General features: G+C 71.8%; 18 protein-coding genes. 2 read left to right on the top strand and 16 right to left on the bottom strand.

Annotated elements, in window-relative coordinates; genetic code table 11:
• Positions 1-516: 516 nt before the first annotated feature.
• Genes dnaG through dusB form a run of 3 tightly spaced genes read right to left on the bottom strand, consistent with a single transcriptional unit; the run spans position 517 to position 4,950 of the window.
• Positions 517-2,430, bottom strand: a complete 1,914-nt coding sequence (dnaG, locus tag EDF48_RS06570) for a DNA primase (protein ID WP_123340415.1) — start codon at positions 2,428-2,430, stop codon at positions 517-519.
• Between the two features lie 40 nt (positions 2,431-2,470).
• Entirely contained in the window at positions 2,471-3,799 is a 1,329-nt protein-coding gene (locus EDF48_RS06575) for a deoxyguanosinetriphosphate triphosphohydrolase (RefSeq protein WP_131878916.1), read from the bottom strand.
• A complete protein-coding gene (dusB, locus tag EDF48_RS06580) occupies positions 3,796-4,950 on the bottom strand; it encodes a tRNA dihydrouridine synthase DusB (protein ID WP_131878918.1) in 1,155 nt (384 codons plus the stop codon). The genes EDF48_RS06575 and dusB overlap by 4 nt, the downstream gene beginning before the upstream one ends.
• Positions 4,951-4,997: 47 nt before the next feature.
• Here dusB and EDF48_RS06585 point away from each other — a divergent pair, with 47 nt between their 5' ends.
• Entirely contained in the window at positions 4,998-5,483 is a 486-nt protein-coding gene (locus tag EDF48_RS06585; RefSeq protein ID WP_131878920.1) for a YbaK/EbsC family protein, read from the top strand.
• 140 nt (positions 5,484-5,623) lie between these two features.
• Here EDF48_RS06585 and EDF48_RS06590 read toward each other — a convergent pair whose 3' ends face one another.
• From EDF48_RS06590 to EDF48_RS06605, 4 genes are all read right to left on the bottom strand, one after another.
• Positions 5,624-5,833 (bottom strand): hypothetical protein, encoded by a 210-nt coding sequence (locus EDF48_RS06590; protein WP_123340411.1) that lies wholly within the window; start codon positions 5,831-5,833, stop codon positions 5,624-5,626.
• Complete coding sequence (locus EDF48_RS06595) at positions 5,830-6,564, bottom strand: DsbA family oxidoreductase (protein ID WP_131878923.1); 735 nt, start codon at positions 6,562-6,564, stop codon at positions 5,830-5,832. The genes EDF48_RS06590 and EDF48_RS06595 overlap by 4 nt, the downstream gene beginning before the upstream one ends.
• Before the next feature lie 140 nt (positions 6,565-6,704).
• Complete coding sequence (locus EDF48_RS06600; RefSeq protein ID WP_131878925.1) at positions 6,705-8,090, bottom strand: glycine--tRNA ligase; 1,386 nt, start codon at positions 8,088-8,090, stop codon at positions 6,705-6,707.
• 107 nt (positions 8,091-8,197) lie between these two features.
• Positions 8,198-9,253, bottom strand: coding sequence for an aminotransferase class V-fold PLP-dependent enzyme (locus EDF48_RS06605; protein ID WP_131878927.1), 1,056 nt, complete (start codon positions 9,251-9,253; stop codon positions 8,198-8,200).
• 70 nt (positions 9,254-9,323) lie between these two features.
• Between EDF48_RS06605 and EDF48_RS06610 the strand changes: the two genes are divergently transcribed.
• Entirely contained in the window at positions 9,324-10,325 is a 1,002-nt protein-coding gene (locus EDF48_RS06610) for a LysR substrate-binding domain-containing protein (protein WP_131878929.1), read from the top strand.
• Between the two features lie 8 nt (positions 10,326-10,333).
• On the opposite strand, the gene EDF48_RS06615 is transcribed toward EDF48_RS06610, so the two are convergent.
• From EDF48_RS06615 to EDF48_RS06655, 9 genes are all read right to left on the bottom strand, one after another.
• Positions 10,334-11,131, bottom strand: a complete 798-nt coding sequence (locus EDF48_RS06615; protein ID WP_123292559.1) for an isoprenyl transferase — start codon at positions 11,129-11,131, stop codon at positions 10,334-10,336.
• Positions 11,128-11,994, bottom strand: a complete 867-nt coding sequence (recO, locus tag EDF48_RS06620) for a DNA repair protein RecO (RefSeq protein WP_123938271.1) — start codon at positions 11,992-11,994, stop codon at positions 11,128-11,130. The genes EDF48_RS06615 and recO overlap by 4 nt, the downstream gene beginning before the upstream one ends.
• Positions 11,995-12,278: 284 nt before the next feature.
• Positions 12,279-14,054: a 2-isopropylmalate synthase gene (gene leuA / locus EDF48_RS06625; protein WP_123292557.1), complete on the bottom strand. Its 1,776-nt coding sequence runs from the start codon at positions 14,052-14,054 to the stop codon at positions 12,279-12,281.
• A gap of 430 nt (positions 14,055-14,484) precedes the next feature.
• Positions 14,485-15,885, bottom strand: coding sequence for an ABC transporter permease (locus tag EDF48_RS06630; RefSeq protein ID WP_131878931.1), 1,401 nt, complete (start codon positions 15,883-15,885; stop codon positions 14,485-14,487).
• The gene (locus EDF48_RS06635; protein WP_111085736.1) at positions 15,882-16,634 is read right to left on the bottom strand and encodes an ABC transporter ATP-binding protein; all 753 of its coding nucleotides are present in this window, start codon (positions 16,632-16,634) and stop codon (positions 15,882-15,884) included. Before EDF48_RS06635 ends, EDF48_RS06630 begins: the two co-directional genes overlap by 4 nt.
• Before the next feature lie 111 nt (positions 16,635-16,745).
• Complete coding sequence (locus tag EDF48_RS06640) at positions 16,746-17,435, bottom strand: response regulator transcription factor (protein WP_111085737.1); 690 nt, start codon at positions 17,433-17,435, stop codon at positions 16,746-16,748.
• Entirely contained in the window at positions 17,432-18,766 is a 1,335-nt protein-coding gene (locus EDF48_RS06645) for a histidine kinase (RefSeq protein WP_243698053.1), read from the bottom strand. Before EDF48_RS06645 ends, EDF48_RS06640 begins: the two co-directional genes overlap by 4 nt.
• A 67-nt stretch (positions 18,767-18,833) precedes the next feature.
• The gene (era, locus tag EDF48_RS06650; RefSeq protein ID WP_123292554.1) at positions 18,834-19,772 is read right to left on the bottom strand and encodes a GTPase Era; all 939 of its coding nucleotides are present in this window, start codon (positions 19,770-19,772) and stop codon (positions 18,834-18,836) included.
• Positions 19,769-21,088 carry a hemolysin family protein gene (locus EDF48_RS06655; RefSeq protein ID WP_131878933.1) on the bottom strand — a complete coding sequence of 440 codons (1,320 nt, stop codon included), beginning with the start codon at positions 21,086-21,088 and terminating at the stop codon, positions 19,769-19,771. Before EDF48_RS06655 ends, era begins: the two co-directional genes overlap by 4 nt.
• Position 21,089 lies beyond the last annotated feature (1 nt).

Here is a 21,089-nt window from a genome sequence, read left to right on the forward strand (position 1 = left end):
GGCGGGTGGTACGTCTGTGTGCCCGGCCAGGAACGCTCATTGGTATCACCCTGTCACGGAACAGATCGAACCGGGAGCGATTTGTTTACACCGCTGTAATGCAAGCACCCGTCGCGTGATGCATCATTCGTGCGCATCGACCCGGCGCGCCGCACACGAAAGTTGCGCCGTGCAACCTGGGTGGTCGCCCCCGCCGACCGGTCACGACACACCGCCCGTCCCACCCCGAGCGGTCACGTCCCGTCGGCCGGACCCCGGCCAGCCGACGCCCTGCGACCACTCGACGCCCGACACGCGGCACGTCGTGCGGCCACACCGTCGGCCTGGAGGCTCGCCCCACGTCGGCCCCGTCCCTCGCCCCCGCCGACCGGTCACGACACACCGCCCGTCCCACCCCGAGCGGTCACGTCCCGTCGGCCGGACCCCGGCCAGCCGACGCCTTGCGACCACTCGACGCCAGACACGGCCGCGCGCCAGGCGCCCGGCGCCCGGCGCCCGGCGCCCGGCGGGGAGAGGCTAGGACGCCTCGGCGTCGGCGCGGAGCCGCATGCGCTGCGCGTCGATGTCCACGAGCTGCCGCTGGATCTCAGCGCGCCGCTCGGCCTGCTCGTGCGGGTCCGCACGCTGCAGTTGTCCGAGCAACGAGGCCTTGCGGGCGAGCAGGTCCCGCTCGACCAGGGCGACGACGATGCTCCGGCAGTACGCGGCGAGGTCCTCGGCGTTGCGCGCGGGGATCGGCGCGAGGGCCAGCTCGTGCGTCAGGGTGCGCAAGGGGGTCGGCACGTCGGCGAGCAACCGGTCGAGCCAGTCCCCCGCCCCGATGACGTCGACGTTGGCGACCACGGCGTCCCGCACGACGGCGAGCATCGGCGCCGAGAACGTGGCGGACGCGGCGAGCCCGAGCAGCGGCGCTCCGACCGAGGTCGGCTGCTGCACCATCGCCATGACGGCGTCGCGCTCCATGCGGCTGATCGGGTCGTTGGGCAGCGAGCGGATCCCGGCGACGGGCTCCTCGACCACACCGGCCCCGTCGGTGGCGTGACCGGCGCGGCCGTCGCGCCCCGGGCCTCCTGACCGATCGTCCGTCGACCCCGCACGCCGACGCGCGGTCTCGACCGATCGACGGACCTCGGGCATGTCCATGCCGAGCCAGCCGGCGAGCTCGCGGACGTACCCCTGGGTGAGCGACCGGTCGCGGATTCCGGCGAGCACGGGCGCGGCGGCGCGGAGGGCACTGACGCGGCCCTCGACCGTCTCGAGGTCGTGGCCCTCCAACGTGCGGCGGATCATGAACTCGAACATCGGGCGCTTGTTCGTGATCAGGCGGCGGATGGCGTCGTCGCCGCGGGCGAGCCGGAGGTCGCACGGGTCGAGACCACCGGGCGCCACCGCGACGAAGGTCTGCGCGGCGAACCGCTGTTCCTCGGCGAAGGCGCGGGAGGCGGCACGCTGTCCGGCCTCGTCCGGGTCGAAGGTGAAGACGACCTCGCCGTTGGCGTTCGGGTCGGCGCCGGCCAGGTCGCCGAGCATCGGGCGCAGCACCTTGATGTGGTCGACGCCGAACGAGGTGCCGCACGTGGCGACCGCGGTGGTGATGCCGGCGACGTGGCAGGCCATGACGTCGGTGTAGCCCTCGACGATCACGACCTGCTTCTGCTTCGAGATGTCGCGGCGGGCCAGGTCGAGCCCGTAGAGCACCTGGCTCTTGTGGTAGATCGGGGTCTCGGGCGTGTTGAGGTACTTCGGGCCCTTGTCGTCGTCGAGCAGGCGACGGGCACCGAACCCGATCGTCGCCCCGGTGACGTCGCGGATCGGCCACATCAGGCGACCACGGAACCGATCGTACGGCGACCGGTCGCCCTGGCTGACGAGCCCGGCCGAGGTGAGTTCCTCGAGCGTGAAGCCCCGACCGCGCAGGTGGTCCTTGAGCATGTCGAAGGACTTCGGGGCGAAGCCGACACCGAAGTGCTGCGCCGCCGAGGGATCGAACCCGCGCTCCCCCAGGAACCGCCGTGCGGGGTCGGCCGCGGCGGTGGTGAGCTGCGCCGTGTAGAACTCGAGCGCGGCTTCGTTGGCGGCGATCAGCCGGGCGCGGGTGTTGTAGTCGGTGCGCGGCCCGTCGCCCTCTTCGTAGTGCAGGGTGAAGCCGATCTTCGCGGCCATGCGCTCGACGGCCTCGGCGAAGGTGGTGTGGTCCTGCGCCATGATGAAGCTGAAGACGTCGCCGTCCTCGCCGCAGCCGAAGCAGTGGTAACGCCCGACCTGGGGCCGGACGTGGAACGACGGGGAACGTTCGTCGTGGAAGGGGCAGAGCCCCTTCATCGAGCCGACGCCCGCGTTCTTCAGCGTGACGTAGTCGCCGACGACGTCGGCGATGTTGACACGCGAGCGGACCTCGTCGATGTCGTTCCGCGCGATCCTGCCAGCCACCCTCTGATCCTAGTTCGTGGGACCGACCTCGGCCGACCGCTCACACCGGGATGTGGACCGCTTCCCGCTCGCCGACGACCAACCGACGGTGCCAGGCGATCGCCCCTTGGTCCGTCAGGCTCGCGACCTGGTCGACCACGGCGCGGAGTCGGCCGTCGTCGTCTGACGCCGCACTCCAGTCGGCGGCGAAGCCGGGCTCGAGGTCCGACGCACCCGATGCTGCCAGGGCGTCGAGCAGCTCGGTCAGGATCCGGCGCTGGTCTTCGTACACGGGCTGCCGGTCGCCCTGCGTCATCACGAACGCCGCCACGATGCCCTTGAGGACCGCGATCTCGCCGATGATCTCCGGCGGCGTCACGACGGACGCCGCGAACCGGACCAGGGACCCGGAGGCGTAGGACTCGCGGGTCGCGGCCGTCGCCGTCCGCGCGAAGCGTCCGATCAGCTGCGAGGTCAGGTTCTTCAGGTGCGCTGCGTCACGCCGAGACCCGTCGTACGAGGTCATCCAGAGCGGCAGGGCCCGGAGGCGGTCGAACGCCTCGAGCAGTTCCTCACGACTCAGGTCGTCGCCCACCCACGCGTGCATCGCGGTGACGATGTCGTTCTCGCCGACGCGGTCGCCGAGCGCCGCGACGTCGATGAACCCGGCGACGACGGCGTCCTCGAAGTCGTGCACCGAGTACGCGATGTCGTCGGACAGGTCCATGACCTGCGCCTCGATGCACCGCTGCCGACGGGGCGCCCCGGCACGAAGCCACTCGAAGGCGTCGTGGTCGTCGTCGTAGAAGCCGAACTTGGTCCGGCCCGATGACGACTCGGAGACGCCCTGCGCCGCGGGCCACGGGTACTTGCAGCTGGCGTCCAACGACGCACGGGTCAGGTTGAGTCCGAACGGACGGTCGACGTCGGCGCCGGCCCCCGCGCCAGCCCCAGCGGCGCCCGCCCCCGGCCGCAGCCCGTACACCTTCGGCTCGAGCCGGGTGAGCAGCCGCAGCGTCTGCGCGTTGCCCTCGAACCCGCCGATGCCGGCGGCCCAGGCGTTGACGGCGGTCTCACCGTTGTGGCCGAAGGGCGGGTGGCCGATGTCGTGCGCCAGGCACGCGGTGTCCACCACGTCGGGGTCGAGGCCCAACGAGTCCGCGAGCTCGCGACCGACCTGCGCCACCTCGAGCGAGTGGGTCAGGCGGTTGCGGGCGAAGTCGAGCCCGGTCGTCGGGCTGAGCACCTGGGTCTTGGCGGCGAGGCGACGGAGCGCGCTGGAGTGCAGCAGCCGTGCGCGGTCGCGGGCGAAGTCCGATCGGCGGTTGCCGTGCTCTTCCGGGAGCCAGCGCTCGGCGTCGGCCGGGCCGTACGAGGCGGTGGCGCTCATCCGCCGCTGTGGTGCAGCTCGGCGGCGGCGAGGACCTTGCGGAACTCGCTGTCGACGTCGCGCGACTCGAGCCAGCGGTCGGGCAGTGCGATGCGCTTCGGGTTGCCGGAGCGACCACGGGGGCCCTCGGCGCCCTCGCCCGGGTACGGTGCGTCGCGGTCGAGCTGCCCGAGCAGGTCGTCGATCTCCTGCAGGCTCGACGACAACGCGAGCCCGGACCGCACGTCGCTGCCGATCGGGTACCCCTTGAAGTACCAGGCCACGTGCTTGCGGGCGTCGCGGCAGCCGTGGTCCTCGGACCCGAAGAACTCGACGAGCAGTTCGGCGTGCCGACGGAACCCGTCGGCGACCTCGCCCAGGGTCGGCATGTACCGCAGCCCTTCGCCGCGGAACGCCGCCGCCAGGTCGCCGAACAGCCACGGGCGCCCGAGGCACCCGCGTCCGACGACGACGCCGTCGACGCCGGTCTCGTCGACCATGCGCAGGGCGTCGGCAGCCGACCAGATGTCCCCGTTGCCGAGGATCGGGATGTCGGTGACGGTTTCCTTCAGCGTCGCGATCGCCGACCAGTCGGCGTGACCGGAGTAGTGCTCGTTCGCCGTGCGGGCGTGCAGCGACACCGCGGCGACGCCGGCGTCCCGCGCGATGCGGGCGGCGTCGAGGTAGGTCAGGTGGTCTTCGTCGATGCCCTTGCGCATCTTCACGGTGACCGGCACGTTCCCTGCGGCGCGGACGGTCTTCGTGACGAGTTCGCGGAACAGCTCGAGCTTCCAGGGCAGGGCCGCGCCGCCGCCCTTGCGGGTGACCTTGGGCACCGGGCAGCCGAAGTTCAGGTCGATGTGGTCGGCGCGGTCCTCGCCCACCAGGATCGAAGCGGCCTCGGCCACGGTGTTCGGCTCGACGCCGTACAGCTGGATCGACCGCGGGGTCTCGGACTCGTGGTGCTGGATGAGCTGCATCGACACGGGGGTTCGTTCGACCAGTGCGCGCGAGGTGATCATCTCGCAGACGTAAAGACCGGCGCCGTACTCGCGGCAGAGCCGGCGGTACGCCATGTTCGTGATGCCCGCCATGGGCGCGAGCACGACCGGCACGTCGACCTCGATCGGGCCGATGCGCAGAGGCCGTGCTGGGGCTTGTGTGATCGTCATACCTGTCCCATCTTCCCACGTCGGTGCTCGCCGGTAGCGTTCTCCACATGACGATCGACGCCAGCACCCGGTTCGACACCGACGCAGCAGCCCGCGGCCTGACGGTCGAGGTCGTCGAACGCCCCGCCGCGGACTCCCTGCAGCAGGCCGCCGGACTGCTCGGCATCGACCCCGGCGACATCGTCAAGACGCTCGTCGTGAAGCGCCACGACGGCGGCTTCCTGCTCGCGCTCGTGCCGGGCGGCCGGAGCATCGCGTGGAAGAAGCTCCGCACCGTCGTCGGCGTGAACAAGCTCTCGATGCCCGACGCGGCGACCGCGCTCCAGGCGTCGGGCTACGAGCGCGGCACCATCACGCCCATCGGCGCGACCGGCAACCTGCCCGTCTACGCCGACGAACGGATCGCCGGTCGACGGGTCGCCCTCGGCGCGGGCCGGCACGGCGCGAGCGCCTTCGTCGACGCCGACGACCTCGTCGCCGCGTACGGCGCGACGGTCGCCGACATCACCGACGAGGAACCGCAGCGCGCCTGACCGGTCCTGCGACCGACGGATCGCGCCCCCGCACAGCCGTTGCGCCCCGCAGAGTCGGGGCGCAACGACCGCACGGGGGCGCGGGACCAGCAGCGCGCGGCGCGGGACGAGCAGCGCGCGAAGCGCGACCGACGGATCCGTCAGTCCGGCACCTCGGTCCAGTCGCCCTCGGCACCGGCGAACGATCCGGCGTCGATCAGGCACGAATCACCGTCGCAGACCGGCGCACCGCCGGGCGTGACCAGCGTGAGCAGGCCGGGGCGCGCCTCCAGACCGGAGATCGCATCCGGGACCGACGGGGCGGACGGGAGGCCCGCCCCACCCCCGACGGTGACCGTCGCGCCCGTCATCGGGTCGCCGCCACGTCGGCGCTCGCGTCGTCCGCAGCGCGTTCGGTCGCCGAGGCGACCTCGTCCGGAGTCGTCCCGCGCAGCGCGACGACCTGCGTCAGCACCTGCTCGAACGCTGCCGGATCCTGCGCGCCCGAGACGCCGTACTTGCCGTCGATGACGAAGAAGGGGACGCCGTTGATGCCGAAGGCCTGCGCCTGGGCCTGGTCGGCGCGGACGGCTGCGAGCTGCGAGTCGTCACGGAGCGTGGCGAGGACCTCGTCGCGGTCGAGCCCGATCTCGGCGGCCAGGTCGGCCAGCGTCGCGTCGTCGCCGACGTGCTCGCCGCGCTCGAAGTAGGCGGTGAACAGGCGCTCGACCATGTCGAGCTGCTTGCCGTGCTGCTTGGCGAGGTGGATGACCTGGTGCGCCTTCACGGTGTTCGTGTGGTGCATGGCCTCGAAGCCGTAGTCCAGCCCGACCGAGGCCGCGATGCCGGTGACCTGGTCGAGCATCTGCTGCGCCTGCTCGACGGGCATGCCCTTGTGCTCTGACAGGAACTCGGCCTCGGTGCCCTCGAAGTCGACCGGGGTTTCCGGGCTGAGCTCGAAGGAGTGGTACTCGACCTCGACCGGGCGGCCGTCCGCCGAGGCGCCGAACGCGGCGACGCCGGCCTCGAACTTGCGCTTGCCGATGTAGCACCAGGGGCAGGCGATGTCCGACCAGACATCGACCTTCACGGAGTCGTTCATGCTGATCCCAACGCGGACGTTGCGCGCGCATTCCCGCCGCACAACCAAAATCACCTCGCGCCGCGGGATCGCGCGGTTCGAGGTGACTTTGGTTGTGCGAAGCGCATCCGCGCCGTGCCGGGTCGGGCCGCGCCGCGCCCCTACGCGCCGAGCAGGCGCTGCGCCAGGTAGCCCTGCAGCTGGTCGAGGGCGACCCGCTCCTGCGCCATGGTGTCGCGCTCGCGCACGGTCACGGCCTTGTCCTCGAGCGTGTCGAAGTCGACCGTGATGCAGAACGGCGTACCGATCTCGTCGTGGCGACGGTAGCGACGGCCGATCGCCCCGGCGTCGTCGAAGTCCACGTTCCAGTTCTTGCGCAGGTCGTCGGCCAGGCCGCGGGCGACCGGCGAGAGCTGCTCGTTGCGCGACAGCGGCAGCACCGCGGCCTTGACGGGCGCCAGGCGCGGGTCGAGTCGCAGGACGGTGCGCTTGTCGACGCCGCCCTTCGCGTTCGGTGCTTCGTCCTCGTGGTACGAGTCGAGCAGGAACGCCATGAGCGCACGGGTCAGGCCGAAGGACGGCTCGATGACGTACGGCACGTACTTCTCGTTCGCCGCCTGGTCGAAGAAGCGCAGGTCCTGGCCGGACGACTCGATGTGGTTGTTGAGGTCGAAGTCGGTGCGGTTCGCGACGCCCATGAGCTCGCCCCACTCCGATCCGGTGAACCCGAAGCGGTACTCGATGTCGGCGGTGGCGTCGGAGTAGTGCGCCCGCTCGCCGTCCGGCACGTCGAAGCGGCGGAGGTTCTCCGGGTCGATGCCGAGCTCGGTGTAGAACGCGATCGAGTCGGCGATCCACTGCTCGTAGTGCTCCGCAGCCTCGGCCGGCGGCACGAAGTACTCGATCTCCATCTGCTCGAACTCGCGGGTGCGGAAGATGAAGTTGCCGGGCGTGATCTCGTTGCGGAACGCCTTGCCGACCTGGCCGATGCCGAACGGGGGCTTCATCCGGCTGGTCGTCACGACCTGCGCGAAGTCGACGAAGATGCCCTGCGCGGTCTCGGGGCGCAAGAAGTTCAGGCCCTCTTCGGACTCGACCGGGCCGAGGTACGTCTTGAGCATCCCGGAGAACTCGCGGGGCTCGGTCCACTCGCCGCGGGTGCCGCAGTTCGGGCAGGCGATCTCGGCCATGCGGCCCTCGGGGTCGCGGCCCTTCTTGGCGACGAACGCCTCGATCAGGTGGTCCTCGCGGAAGCGGTGGTGGCAGTGCAGGCACTCCACGAGCGGGTCGGTGAAGGTCGCGACGTGGCCGGAGGCCTCCCACACCTTGCGGGGCAGGATGACGGCGGAGTCGAGGCCGACCATGTCGCCACGGCCGCGGACGAACCGCTGCCACCACTGACGCTTGATGTTCTCCTTGAGCTCCACACCGAGGGGCCCGTAGTCCCACGCGGAGCGGGAGCCTCCGTAGATCTCACCCGACTGGAAGACGAAGCCGCGGCGCTTGGCCAGGGCGATGACGCTGTCGAGACGGGTGGGCTGTGCCAAAGAGTGCTCCAGAGGTCGCCGAGCTGGGTGCTCGGTGCGGAAACGGTCCGGGCAAGACTACCGGCGTTCGTCGGCCGGGAGGCCCGCCCCGCGTCCGCCCGCAGCGCTCACGTCCTCGCCGTGGTCGCCCCCACCCCGCACAGTGCGGCCGCCACGTCGGCCACGTCGGACTCGTCGTTCCACAGGTGGAACGCGATCCGGAGTCGCCCGGCACGCCCCGACGCGGTGAGCCCGGCGGCGGTGAGGGCCCGGAGGGCCGACCCGTCGGCGTCCGCGAACGTCACGATCGCCTGCCCGTCGCCCTGCCGAGGCGACCCGAGGGCGTCGCACAGCCGATCTGCGAGACCGGTGGCGTGCCTCCAGACCGCCTGCTGGTCGAGCGCGACCGCGTGTTCGAGCGCGGCCACGGCACCGGGCCACGCCTGCCAGGCCGGCGAGACGTCGAAGCGACGGGCGTCGTCAGCCAGGCGCATGTCGGGGCCGTAGCAGGACGACCAGACGTCCGCGCCGGCGTACCAGCCGGCCTGGACCGGGCGGAGCCGACCGAGGGCGGTGTCGGAGAGTGTCATGAAGGCGACGCCGCGCGGCGCGCAGAGCCACTTGTAGGCGTGCGTGAGCGTCACGTCGAACAGTGCCGCGTCGACGGGCAGGACGCCGGCCGCTTGCGTGAGGTCGCAGAGGGTGAGGGCACCGACCCGCCGGGCAGCGGCGACGACCGGGTGGGGATCCGTGACGGCGCCGGTGGCGGACTGCACCGCGGACCACGCGACGAGGGCGGTGTCGGGCCCGACGGACGCGGCGAGCCGGTCGAGCGGCACGTGCCGGACGCGGACGCCTCGGTGCGCCTGGGCGAGGAACGGGAAGACGACCGAGCTGAAGTCGCCGTCGGGGACGACCACCTCAGCACCGTCCGGCAACGCGTCGGCGACTACCGCAGCCATCACCGAGGTCTGCGAGCCGGTCGCGACATGGGACACCGGCACCCCGACGAGGGCGGCGAACAGCGCGCGGCCCTCCTCGACCAACGCTCCGTAGTGGGCCGGCGAGGTCTCGGCGCGGGACCACGCATCGAGGTCGGCCCGCTGGGCGGCGAGCGTGGCCCGGGTCGGCAGACCGGCGGTGCACGCCGCGAGGTAGCCACGGCCGGCGGGGAAGGAGTCCATGCGGACAGCGTCCCGGCTCGTGCCCCATCACACCAGGCCGGGTTCGTTGTGCAGCCGATAACATCGCGTGATGGACGACATCGATCCCCAGCTGCTCCGGGTCCTCCGCGCCGTGGCCGACGGCGGATCGATCACCCGCGCCGCCGCAGCGCTCGGGTCGAGCCAACCCGCGGTCAGCCAGTTGCTCGCCCGGGCCGAGCGGCGGCTCGGGCACACCCTGGTGCTGCGGTCCGGGCAGGACGGTCGCGGCGGGCGCGGTGCCACCCTGACGGACGCCGGTCGGGTGCTCGCGGACCACGCCCTGCACGTGCAGGCCGCACTGGCCGCCGCGCGCGAGGACCTCGACGCCGTCGGGGGGCTGACCCGCGGCCGCGTGCGCCTCGCCGGGTTCCCGAGCGCGTCCTCGGCCCTCGTGCCCGCGGTGCTCGCCCGGCTGGCGTCGACGGCTCCGGGCGTGACGACCTCGTACGTCGAGGTCGAACCGCCCGAGGCGCTCGACCTGCTGCGGAGCGGGGAGGTCGACGTCGCCCTGACCTTCACCTACGTCGGCGACGAGGTCGGGTCCGCCCCGGACCCCGGGCTCGTCACCCGGGCGCTCGGGCGTGACCCGCTCGCGCTGGTGACGCCGGTCGGAGGCTCGGGCGGCGTCCGCGCCGGGGACTCCGGTGCCGAGGGCACTGGCGCCGTGGACGCCGGTGCCGTGGGCTCTGCCGTGGACCTTGCGTCGCACCGCGACGCCCGCTGGATCGGCGGCTGCCCGCGGTGCCGCGGCCACCTGCTCGCCTCGTGTGCGACCGCCGGGTTCACCCCGGACATCGTGCTCGAGACCGACAACGCGGCTGCGGTGGTGGGGCTCGTCGCCGCCGGACTCGGCGTGGCCCTGCTCCCCCGGCTGGCGCTCGCGACGACGGTCATCCCCGCCGAGGTCCGGGTCGACCCCGTGGACGACGACCTGGCCCGCCGGGTCGAGGTCGTCATCGCCCGAGGGGCCGAGCGCGTCCCGAGCGTCCGTGCGGCCCTGGACGCGGTGCGGTCAGCGGCACACCTGCTCGACGGGCCGCTGCCCGGCTGACGGGTGCGTCAGGCGGTCGGGGCGTCGACCGCACCGCCGTAGCGACGGTCGCGGCGTGCGTACTCCTCGATCGCGCCCCACAGGTCGGTGCGCCGGAAGTCCGGCCACAGGCGGTCCAGGAACACCATCTCGGCGTACGCCGACTGCCACAGCAGGAAGTTGCTCGTGCGCTGCTCCCCCGAACTGCGCAGGAACAGGTCGACGTCGGGCATCTCGGGCACGTAGAGCCGCTTCGCCAGGGCCTTCTCGGTGACCTGGCTCGGCTTGAGGCGTCCGGCGGCGACCTCTTCGGCCATCCCCCGCACGGCGTCGACGATCTCGTTCCGGCCGCCGTAGTTGACGCACATCGTCAGGGTCAGCACGTCGTTGCCCGCGGTCATCTGCTCGGCACGGTCGAGTTCGTCGATGACGCTCCGCCACAGCCGCGGACGCCGTCCGGCCCACCGCACCTTGACGCCCCACTCGTTCAGTTGGTCGCGCCGACGACGGATCACGTCACGGTTGAAGCCCATCAGGAACCGGACCTCTTCCGGCGAACGCTTCCAGTTCTCGGTGGAGAACGCGTACGCCGAAATGTGTTTGACGCCGATCTGGATCCCGCCGGCGACGACGTCGAGCAACGAGGCCTCGCCCGCCTTGTGTCCCTCGATCCGGGTGAGCCCGCGGCCGTTGGCCCACCGACCGTTGCCGTCCATCACGATCGCGACGTGGTCCGGCACGAACCGGGCCGGGATCGCCGGAGGCGTCTCACCGGTCCAGTCGATCGGGCGGAACGGCTCGGCGTCGTCGGGGCGGCGGGGGCTCATGCGGTGGGGGTTCCTTCCACGGTGCGGGTTCCTTCCACGGCGGGATCGGGCTCGGGGACGGCGGGTGCGGGGGTCGAGGCCACCGCGCGTGCTGTCGCCTCGGGTCCATCATGGGTCAGCGGCACGGGCAGCGGGTGCTCCGAGCGGTCGACGTGCGGCAGGGACCGGAGCGATCGTTCCAGGTGCCACTGGGCGTAGGCCGCGACCACGCCGGAGGCCCGCGACCGCGTCCGTTCGTCGGTGGCGTCGACGCTCGCCCAGTCGCCGGCGAGCAGCGAGCCGAGCACGCCGAGGGTCGCCGGGTCGAGCCGCGGCGTGCCGGGAGGCGCAGCCCGGTCGGCGACGACCCCGCCGAGCTGCACCACGAACGCGGAGTGCGGCCCGGGCTCCCCCGTGACCGCGCAGTCGCTGAACGACGGCGCCCACCCCGCGATGCTCATCGCGCGGAGCAGGTAGGAGTCGAGCGTGGCGCTGGAGTGGTGCTCACCGCGCGACAGCGACCGCAGCGCGCCGACGAGCAACAGGTACTGCTGCAGCCCGGCGTCGGCCTCGCTCAGGCGGTCGGCGGTCTCGACCATCGCGCTGGCCGCCGTGTACGCGCCGTAGTCGGCGACGATCTGCGCCCCGTAGGCCCCGAGCGACTCGGCCTGCGTGACGATGTCGAGCGAGCGGCCCTCGTAGAACTGGGCGTCGACGACCATGAACGGCTCGAGCCGGCTGCCGAACTTCGACGCCGTCCGCCGCACGCCCTTGGCCACCGCACGGATCTTGCCGTGCTGCCGACTGAGCATGGTGACGATGCGGTCGGCTTCCCCGAGCTTGTGGGTGCGCAACACGACGCACTCGTCCCGGTACAGCGGCATGCCCCCAGTATCCCCCGCCCCGCCGACACCGCGTGCGGCGCGCAGCGCGCAGCGCGCGCCGCGCGCAGGGGTACCGAGCGGAATCGGGCGTACCTGGTCGAAAGAAACGATCAGGTACGCCCGATTCGACTTGCCATCGCGCGTGACGGGGGAAAGACCGGGCACAGACGGGAGGCTCCCCACCGGGCACGGCCGGTCCGCCGCTGGCGCGTCGGCCCGGAACCGGCCGGCGTGGGCCCAGGTGCAGGACGGACCTGCACCGCGCCTCCCGGTCTGGCCGCGTCTCAGGCGGAGACGAGCTCCGGCGAGTCGGCGCCGGCAGCAGCACCGGCGCGCACCGCGCGGTTCACCGCGGACACGATCGCCTTGAGCGAGGCCGTCGAGATGTCGGCGTCGATGCCGACGCCCCACAGGCGCACGCCGTCGACGTCGAGCTCGACGTACGACGCCGCCTTGGCGTCACCGGAGGCGCTCATCGTGTGCTCCGAGTAGTCGTACAGCGTGACCTGGACGCCCTGCTCGGCGAGGACCTTGAGGAACGCGTCGATCGGACCGGTGCCCACGGCGTCGGCGGTGACGGAGCCCTCGTCGACGCGGAGTGCGACCGACAGCGAGGTCGTGCCGTCGAAGTCGCTCGAGGTCGCCGTCTTGGTGAGCTCGTACCGGCCCCACTTGTCGTCGTCGGTCGAGGCGGGCAGGTACTCGTCCTGGAACACGTCCCAGATGCGCTGCGACGAGAACTCGCCACCCTCGGTGTCGGTGTGCCGCTGCACGACGCCGGAGAACTCGATCTGCAGCTTGCGGGGCAGGTCGAGGGCGTGGTCGGTCTTGAGCAGGTACGCGACGCCGCCCTTGCCGGACTGCGAGTTCACGCGGATGACGGCCTCGTACGACCGGCCGATGTCCTTCGGGTCGACGGGCAGGTACGGCACCGCCCACTCGATCTCGTCGATGTCCTTGCCCGCGGCGGCAGCCTTGGCCTTCATCGCCTCGAAGCCCTTGTTGATGGCGTCCTGGTGCGAGCCGCTGAACGCCGTGTAGACGAGGTCGCCCGCCCACGGCTGACGCTCCGGCACCGGCAGCTGGTTGCAGTACTCGACGGTGCGCTTCACCTGGTCGATGTCCGCGAACGAGATCTCCGGGTCGATGCCCTGCGTGAACAGGTTCATGCCCAGCGCGACGAGGTCGACGTTGCCGGTGCGCTCACCGTTGCCGAACAGGCAGCCTTCGATGCGGTCCGCGCCGGCCATGTAGCCCAGCTCGGCGGCGGCGACGGCGGTGCCGCGGTCGTTGTGCGGGTGCAGCGAGAGGATGACGTCCTGGCGGTGCGCGAGGTTGCGCGACATCCACTCGATCGAGTCGGCGTAGACGTTCGGCGTCGCCATCTCGACGGTGGCCGGCAGGTTGATGATGACCTTGCGGTCGGGGGTGGGCTCGAAGACCTCGAGCACGGCGTTGCAGATCTGCAGCGCGACCTCGAGCTCGGTGCCCGTGTAGGACTCCGGCGAGTACTCGTAGTAGACCGTCGTGTCGTGCTGCAGCGTCGCCTCGGCCGCCTTGCAGAGCTTCGCGCCGGCCACCGCGATGTCGACGACACCCTGCACGTCGGTGCGGAAGACGACCTCGCGCTGCACGATCGACGTCGAGTTGTACAGGTGGACGATGGCCTGCTTCGCGCCGTCGATCGCCTCGTACGTGCGCTGGATGAGGTGCTCGCGCGCCTGGGTCAGCACCTGGATGGTGACGTCGTCGGGGATCGCGCCCTCGTCGATCAGGCTGCGGACGAAGTCGAAGTCGGTCTGGGAGGCGCTCGGGAACCCGACCTCGATCTCCTTGTAGCCCATGCCGACGAGCAGGTCGAACATGGCGCGCTTGCGCTCGGCGTCCATGGGGTCGATGAGGGCCTGGTTGCCGTCACGCAGGTCGACCGCGCACCAGCGCGGCGCCCGCTCGATGCGCTTCGTCGGCCAGGTGCGGTCGGGCAGTTCGACCGAGATCTGTTCGTGGAAGGGGACGTACTTGTGGATCGGCATCCCGGAGGGCTGCTGCGTGTTCTGCATCGTTCGTCGCTTTCGTCGCGTGTTCGTGTGCTCTGGAGAGTGCGGCCACGACGGACTCCGCGACGAGGTGGGCCGGTGTGTCAGGCCTCGTCGCGGCAGCGAAGGAGGAGGAGTGCCGAGTACATCGAGTCCACGGTAGCACCGGCGGGCTGCTGTGTGACAAGCGCGTGACGCGGGGGCGGCCAGGCACGGTCCGAGCCGGACACCGGACGGGGGCGAGCGGTCACGACATGCCGCGGGTCGGCCGCCGAGCGGTCACGTTCTGTCACCTGAGCCGCGTCCAGGCGACAGTTCGTGACCATTCAACGGACGTGAGCGGCGTGGCACTGCGGTGCGGCACACGTCCACGCGACCACGCGGCGGACGGGAGGCACGGTGCCAGCTGGCACCGTGCCTCCCGTCCGCCGCGTGGTGCGACCAGAGCGCCGCGTCAGTCGACCGCGAGCGCCTCGGTCGGGGGCACGCGCATCGCGCGCCGCACCGGCGCGATCGTCGCGACGACCGCGAGCACGAGCGCCCCGACGACGACGATCCCGATGGTGAGCGGCGGCAACACCGGCGTGACCGGGTGCCCGAGCGACCCGAGCAGCGTCTGCCCGCCGACCCATCCGTAGAAGGTGCCGAGCACGAGCCCCGAGACGACGGCCGCGACGACCATCTGCACGGCCTCGGTCACGATCATCCGGCGGACCTGTGCCCCGGTGAGTCCGAGCACCCGCAGCAGCCCGAGCTCGCGTCGGCGCTGCAGGACCCCGAGTGCCAGCGCGTTGACGACCCCGACGGCGGCGATCACGGCGGAGAACCCGACGATGACGCTGACGACGGCGTTCAGCTGCACGAAGAAGTCGCGCTGCGCCTGCACCATCTCGGTCGTCATCTGGCCCTGTCCCATCTGCTCGAGCTGGGCCTCGAGCACGTGCTGCATGATCCCCAGTGCGACGGCGAAGGTGACGAGCAGGGTGACGCCGATGACGAGCCCGATCGTCGCCCGCGAGGACCGACCCGGCGCACGCATGGCGTTGCGGCCGGCGAGCAGGACGACGGGGTCGTGCGAGCCGATCCGACCGATGAGCTGCAGCACCGGCGGCATCACGATGGTCGCTCCGACGGCGACGCCGGCGAACGACACGAACCCGCCGAGGGCAGCCGGCAGCACCGCGATCGGCGAGCTCGTGCTGACCGCGAGCCCGATGAGCATGAGCGCCGCGCCGCCGACCATGAGCACGATGGCCCAGACCTTGCGGGCCGTGCCGGAGCGGACGTCGTCGTGGCTCGGTTCGACGCTCGAGGACAGCGCCTCGAGCGGAGTGACGGTCAGCACCCGGCGGGAGCCCGCGGCGAAGGCCCCCCAGGTCGCCAGGACCACGGCCACGACGGGCAGCACGAGCTCCCACGGCAGGAGCGTGTAGTCGGTGTCGGGCAGGAACCCGTTGCCGCGCAGGACGACCACGAACACCGCGGACAGCCCGGTACCCACGACGGCGCCGATCAGTCCGCCGAGCACCCCGACGACCAGTCCGGTCCGGGTGATCCGGGCCCGGAGCGTCGCGCCGGTGGCACCGACGAGCCGCTGCAACGCGATGATGCGGGTCTGCCCGGCGATGAGGGTCGCGCAGGTGTTGGCGGTGACGATCGCGCCGACGTACAGCGCGATGCCGAGGAACAGCCACCCGACGACGGACAGGATCGCCCTGACCGGCCCGAGGTCGGCGAGCCCGGCGGCGCCGAGCGCCTCGGTCACGATGCCCGGGGCGATGACGAGTGCCGAGCCGAACGTGGTGCCGAGCGCCGCGACCAGCACGGTGGGGGCGAAGGAGCGGACGCCATTCACGCTGCCGCCTCCATCCCCAGCATCGTGGTGGAGATCGCGCCGGCGTCCATCGCCGGGCGGTCGGCGACGACCCGGCCGTCGGCGAGGAACAGGATCCGGTCGGCGTTGGCGGCGGCGACGGGGTCGTGCGTCACCATGACGACACTCTGACCCCACTCCTGCACGGCCCCGCGCAGGATCGCGAGCACGTCACGGCCGGTGCGCGAGTCGAGGGCACCGGTCGGCTCGTCGGCGACGACGACTGCCGGCCGCGAGGCGAGCGCCCGGGCGATGGCGACGCGCTGCTGCTGCCCACCCGACAGCTGGTGCGGCCGGTGCGACAGCCGGTTGCCGAGTCCGAGCTGGTCGACCAGGCGGTCGATCCACGCGCTCTCGTCCTTCGACGGCTTGTGCCCGCCGAGCAGGAACGGCAGCCGGATGTTCTCGCTGACGTCGAGCGTCGGCACCAGGTTGAACGACTGGAACACGAACCCGAGCCGGCGGCGACGCAGCTCGGTCAGGTCCTTGTCACCGAGCCCCGTGATGTCGACCCCGTCGATCTCGATGCGGCCCGCGGACACCGCGTCGAGGCCCGCGGCGACGTGCATGAGCGTCGACTTGCCGGACCCGGACGGCCCCATCACGGCGGTGAACTCCCCCGCGCCGATGTCGACGCTGACGTCGTCGAGCGCCGTCACCCGGCGCGCGGCGTCGCCGTAGTGCTTGGACACGTGGTCGAGTCGGATGATCGGAGCGTGGCTGGTGGTCATGCACCAACGATGGCGTCCGGGAGGCCCGCCCCGCGTCCGTCGGGCGGCTCCTGTGGATGAGCCGCTCGGCTCGACTTCCTGTGGACGGGTCATCCGATCGGATGACGTCCGTCAGTCGGCCTTGCTCACCAGCCCGTGCTCGTGCGCGAACACGACGAGGCGCACGCGGTCGCGGAGTCCGAGCTTCGTCAGGACCCGCGAGATGTGGGTCTTCACGGTCGCCTCGCTGACGTACTCGTGCTGCGCGATCTCGCTGTTGCTGAAGCCGCGGGCCGCCAGGTCGAAGATCTCGCGCTCGCGCGGGGTGAGGTCGTCGAACGTCGCCGGCACGGTCGCGGCCTGCTCGACCGAGTCGTCGTAGCGCCGCAGGAGTTCCCGCGTCGCCGAGGCCGCGAAGACCGCGGTGCCGGCGTGCACGGTCCGCACGGCGGCGAGCAGGAACTCGGGGTCGGCGTCCTTCAGCACGAAGCCGCTCGCCCCGGCCCGGATGGCCTTCGCCGCGGCCTCGTCGAAGTCGAACGTGGTCAGGACGAGCACCTTCGCGCCGTCGGTGCCGGCCTGTTCGACGATGTGCGCGGTCGCCGTGATGCCGTCCATCACGGGCATCCGGACGTCCATGAGCACGACGTCCGGACGGGTGCGCCGGACGAGTTCGACTCCCTCGGCACCGTCGCCCGCCTCGCCCACGAAGTGCAGGTCGGGTTGGGAGCCGATGAGCATCCGGATGCCGGTGCGGAAGAGTGCCTGGTCGTCGACGAGGGCGACGCGGATGCGGCCGTCGGCCGGCGGGGTGGTGGTCATCGGGCGGTGCGCTCCTGCTCGGTCGGACTGCTGGTCGGGGCGGGGGCCGACTCGGCGGTCGGGCTCGCGGCCCGGCTCGCGGTCGGGCTCGCGGTCGGGCTCGCGGTCGGGCTCGCGGTCGGGGTGATGCGCCCGCGGGGCATCTGCCCGCTCGCGGGGACGGCGGGCATGCGGACGGCGACCTCGAAGTCGGGGCCACGGACCCCGGCGGTCATCGTGCCGCCGGTCATGGTGGCACGCTCGCGCATGCCGACCAGGCCGTGCCCGGTGCCGGGGCCCCGGGTGCCGTCGTCGGCGCGGCGGTTCACCACCGCGATCTCGACGGTGTCCGGGCGGTAGGTCAGCGATGCGTGCACCGGCGTGCCGGGCTCACCGTGCTTGTAGGCGTTCGTCAGGCTCTCCTGCACGATCCGGTACACCGCGAGCTGCGTCGTGGTGGGGAGGCCGGTCGGGTCGCCCTCGCGCTCGACCCGGACGTCGAGGCCGACCTGGCGCATCTCGCCGACGAGCCGGTCGATGTCGTCGATCTCCGGCGTCGGGACGGTCCCCTGCTCGTGCCGGAGCGCGCCGAGGAGCTCGCGGACGTCGCCGAGGGCCCGGCGGGCGGTGGTCGAGATGGTGCCGAGGGCCTGGTCGGCGACGGCGGGGTCCGCCTTCAGCGCGTAGCGGGCTCCGTCCGCCTGGGCGATGACGACCGCGAGCGAGTGCGCGACGATGTCGTGCATGTCCCGGGCGATGCGCACGCGCTCCTGTTCGACCGCGACCGCTCGGTCGGCACGGGCGGCGTCGCGCTCTGCGAGCAGCTGGGCCTCGCGGCTCATGCTCGCCGACCGGCGGGTGCGGACCACGAGGCCCGCCAACCACGGCAGCAGCAACAGGAGCAGGACGACCGCGAAGTACGAGACCGTGACCTGCACCGACTCCTGGAACGGGGTCGACGCGGTGTCGATCGTCAACCGGTTGCGGTAGTCGTCGACGCCGATGTACAGGGCCGCGGTGACGGACCCGACGATCGCCGAGACGAGTCCTGCCAGCCGCACCCGCCGGCTGCCGTAGGCACTCGTCGTGTAGAGCACCGCGGCGATGAAGGCGTTCGACAGGTCGGGCATCTGGCCCGTGACCATCTCGAAGACCGCGAACACCCAGGCGACGGCCAGTGCGAGTCCGGGCGACAGCCGTCGGAGCGCCAGGGCAGCGGTCATGCCGACGACCGTGACGATCGCGAGCGGGGAGTCCATGCCCCGCGCCGAGGTGATCAGCACGAGCGAGCCGAGCACCACGGCGATGACGACGTCGGTGATGACCTGCGCGCGCAGCATGGGACGGAACACCCGTCCACGGTACGGCGCTCGGCTCACGGGCGCGTCCCTCGTGTGGATGACTCCTGGCGCCGGACGCTCAGAAGCCGAGGCGTCCGAGCTGCTTGGGGTCACGCTGCCACTCCTTGGCGACCTTCACACGGATGTTGAGGTACACGTGCCGACCGCCGAGCAGCGACTCGATCTCGACGCGGGCGCGGGAGCCGACGTCCTTCAGGCGCTCCCCCTTGTGGCCGATGACGATCGCCTTCTGGCTGTCGCGCTCGACGAACAGGTTCGCGAAGATGCGCAGCGGCCCGTCGGCGTCGTCGTCCTCGTCCGGCTCGACGATGTCCTCGATCACGACGGCGAGCGAGTGCGGCAGTTCGTCGCGGACGCCCTCGAGCGCGGCTTCGCGGATGAGTTCGCTGATGCGCTCCTCGTCGGTCTCCTCGGTCACGGCCGACGAGTCGTACAGCTGAGGCGATTCCGGCAGCAACGAGGTGATCTCGCCGAGGAGGTCCTCGAGCTGCAGGCCCTTCGTGCCGGACGTCGGGATGATCGAGTCCCAGTCGCGGAGCCGGGAGACGGCCAGCAGCTGCTCGCCGACCTTGTCCTTCGAGGTGCGGTCGATCTTGGTGACGATCGCGACCTTCTTGGCCCGCGGGTACTGGTCGAGGGTGTCGTTGATGAAGCGGTCACCCGGGCCGATCGGCTCGTTGGCGGGGACGCAGAACCCGATGACGTCGACGTCACCGAGCGTGGACTGCACCAGGTCGTTGAGCCGCTCGCCGAGCAGGGTGCGAGGACGGTGCACGCCCGGGGTGTCGACGATGATGACCTGGCCGTCGGGCCGGTGCACGATGCCGCGGATCGCGCGACGGGTGGTCTGCGGCTTCGACGAGGTGATCGCGACCTTCTGGCCCACCAGCGCGTTCGTCAACGTGGACTTGCCCACGTTCGGACGCCCGACGAACGAGACGAAGCCCGCGCGGTAGGGCTTGCCCGAGGCGGTGGGGGTGGAGTCGGAGTCGGTCATGCGTGCGTGGTTCCCGTCGTGGTGGTGGCGTCGTCGAAGGCGTCCTCGACACCCGCGAGGGCGTGAGTGCGTTCGGCGAGCACGGTGATGAGGTGGCGGCGCTTGCCCTCGACCCGGTCGGCCGTCAGGACGACGCCGGACACCGTGACCGTGTCGCCGGAGACCGCCAGGTGGCCGAGCTCCTTGGTGAGCAGACCGCCGGCGGTGTCGACGTCGTCGTCGTCGAGCTCGATGCCGAACAGGTCGCCGAGCTCGTCGACGGGCAGTCGGGCCGAGATGCGCCAGAGGCCGGGCTCGACCTCGACCCGGTCGACCACGGCGTGGTCGTACTCGTCGGAGATGTCCCCGACGAGCTCTTCGATGAGGTCCTCCATCGTGACGAGACCGGCGACGCCACCGTACTCGTCGACGACCAGGACCAGGTGGTTCTTCGCGACCTGCATGTGCCGCAGGGTGTCGTCGGCGGCCTTCGACTCCGGCACGAACTCGGCCGGACGCAGCAGCCGGGTGACCCGCTCACTGCCGGACCCCGGTCGCTCGTACAGCGCCCGCGACACGTCCCGCAGGTACAGGACGCCGAGGACGTCGTCGCTGTCCTTGCCGGTGACGGGCATGCGGGACACCCCGGCGGCGAGGAACTGCTCCATGCCCGCGGCGAGCGTGTCCGAGCCGTCGACCGTGAGCATGTCGGTGCGCGGCACCATCACCTCGCGCACGAGGGTGTCGCTGAACTCGAAGACCGAGTGGATGAGTTCGCGGTCCTCGTCCTCGAGCACGTTGCTCTCGGTGGCCTCGTCGACGAGGGACAGCAGTTGTTCTTCGCTCGACACCGTCGAGGCGCTGCGGCCGCGGCCCGGGGTCACGCGGTCACCGATCCGGACGAGCAGACCGGCGAGCGGACCGAGCACGATCCGGACGGCGCGGACCAGGCCGCCGGTGGACGCCAGCAGCCGTTCGGCGTGCGCCCGTCCGACGCTGCGCGGACTCGACCCGACGAGCACGAACGACACGGCCGTCATGATCGCGGCGGAGACGATGAGCGCCACCCACCAGCTGTCGAACGCCCGCACCAGGGCGATCGTGACGAGCACGGCCGCAGCGGTCTCGGCGAGCACGCGGAAGAAGTTCAGGGCGTTGACGTGCGCGCCGACGTCGTCCGCGATCGCCTCGAGCGCACGACGACGCTCGTTGCCGCGGGCGATCTCGTCGAGGTCGGCACGGGACACCACGGAGAGCGCGGCGTCGCTCGCGGCGAGGAGCCCGCCGAGCACGACGAGCCCGAGCGCGACCGCGAGCAGACCGACGACGACGAGCATC

It is taken from the genome of Curtobacterium sp. PhB191 (genome assembly GCF_004346515.1).
GTDB lineage: Bacteria > Actinomycetota > Actinomycetes > Actinomycetales > Microbacteriaceae > Curtobacterium.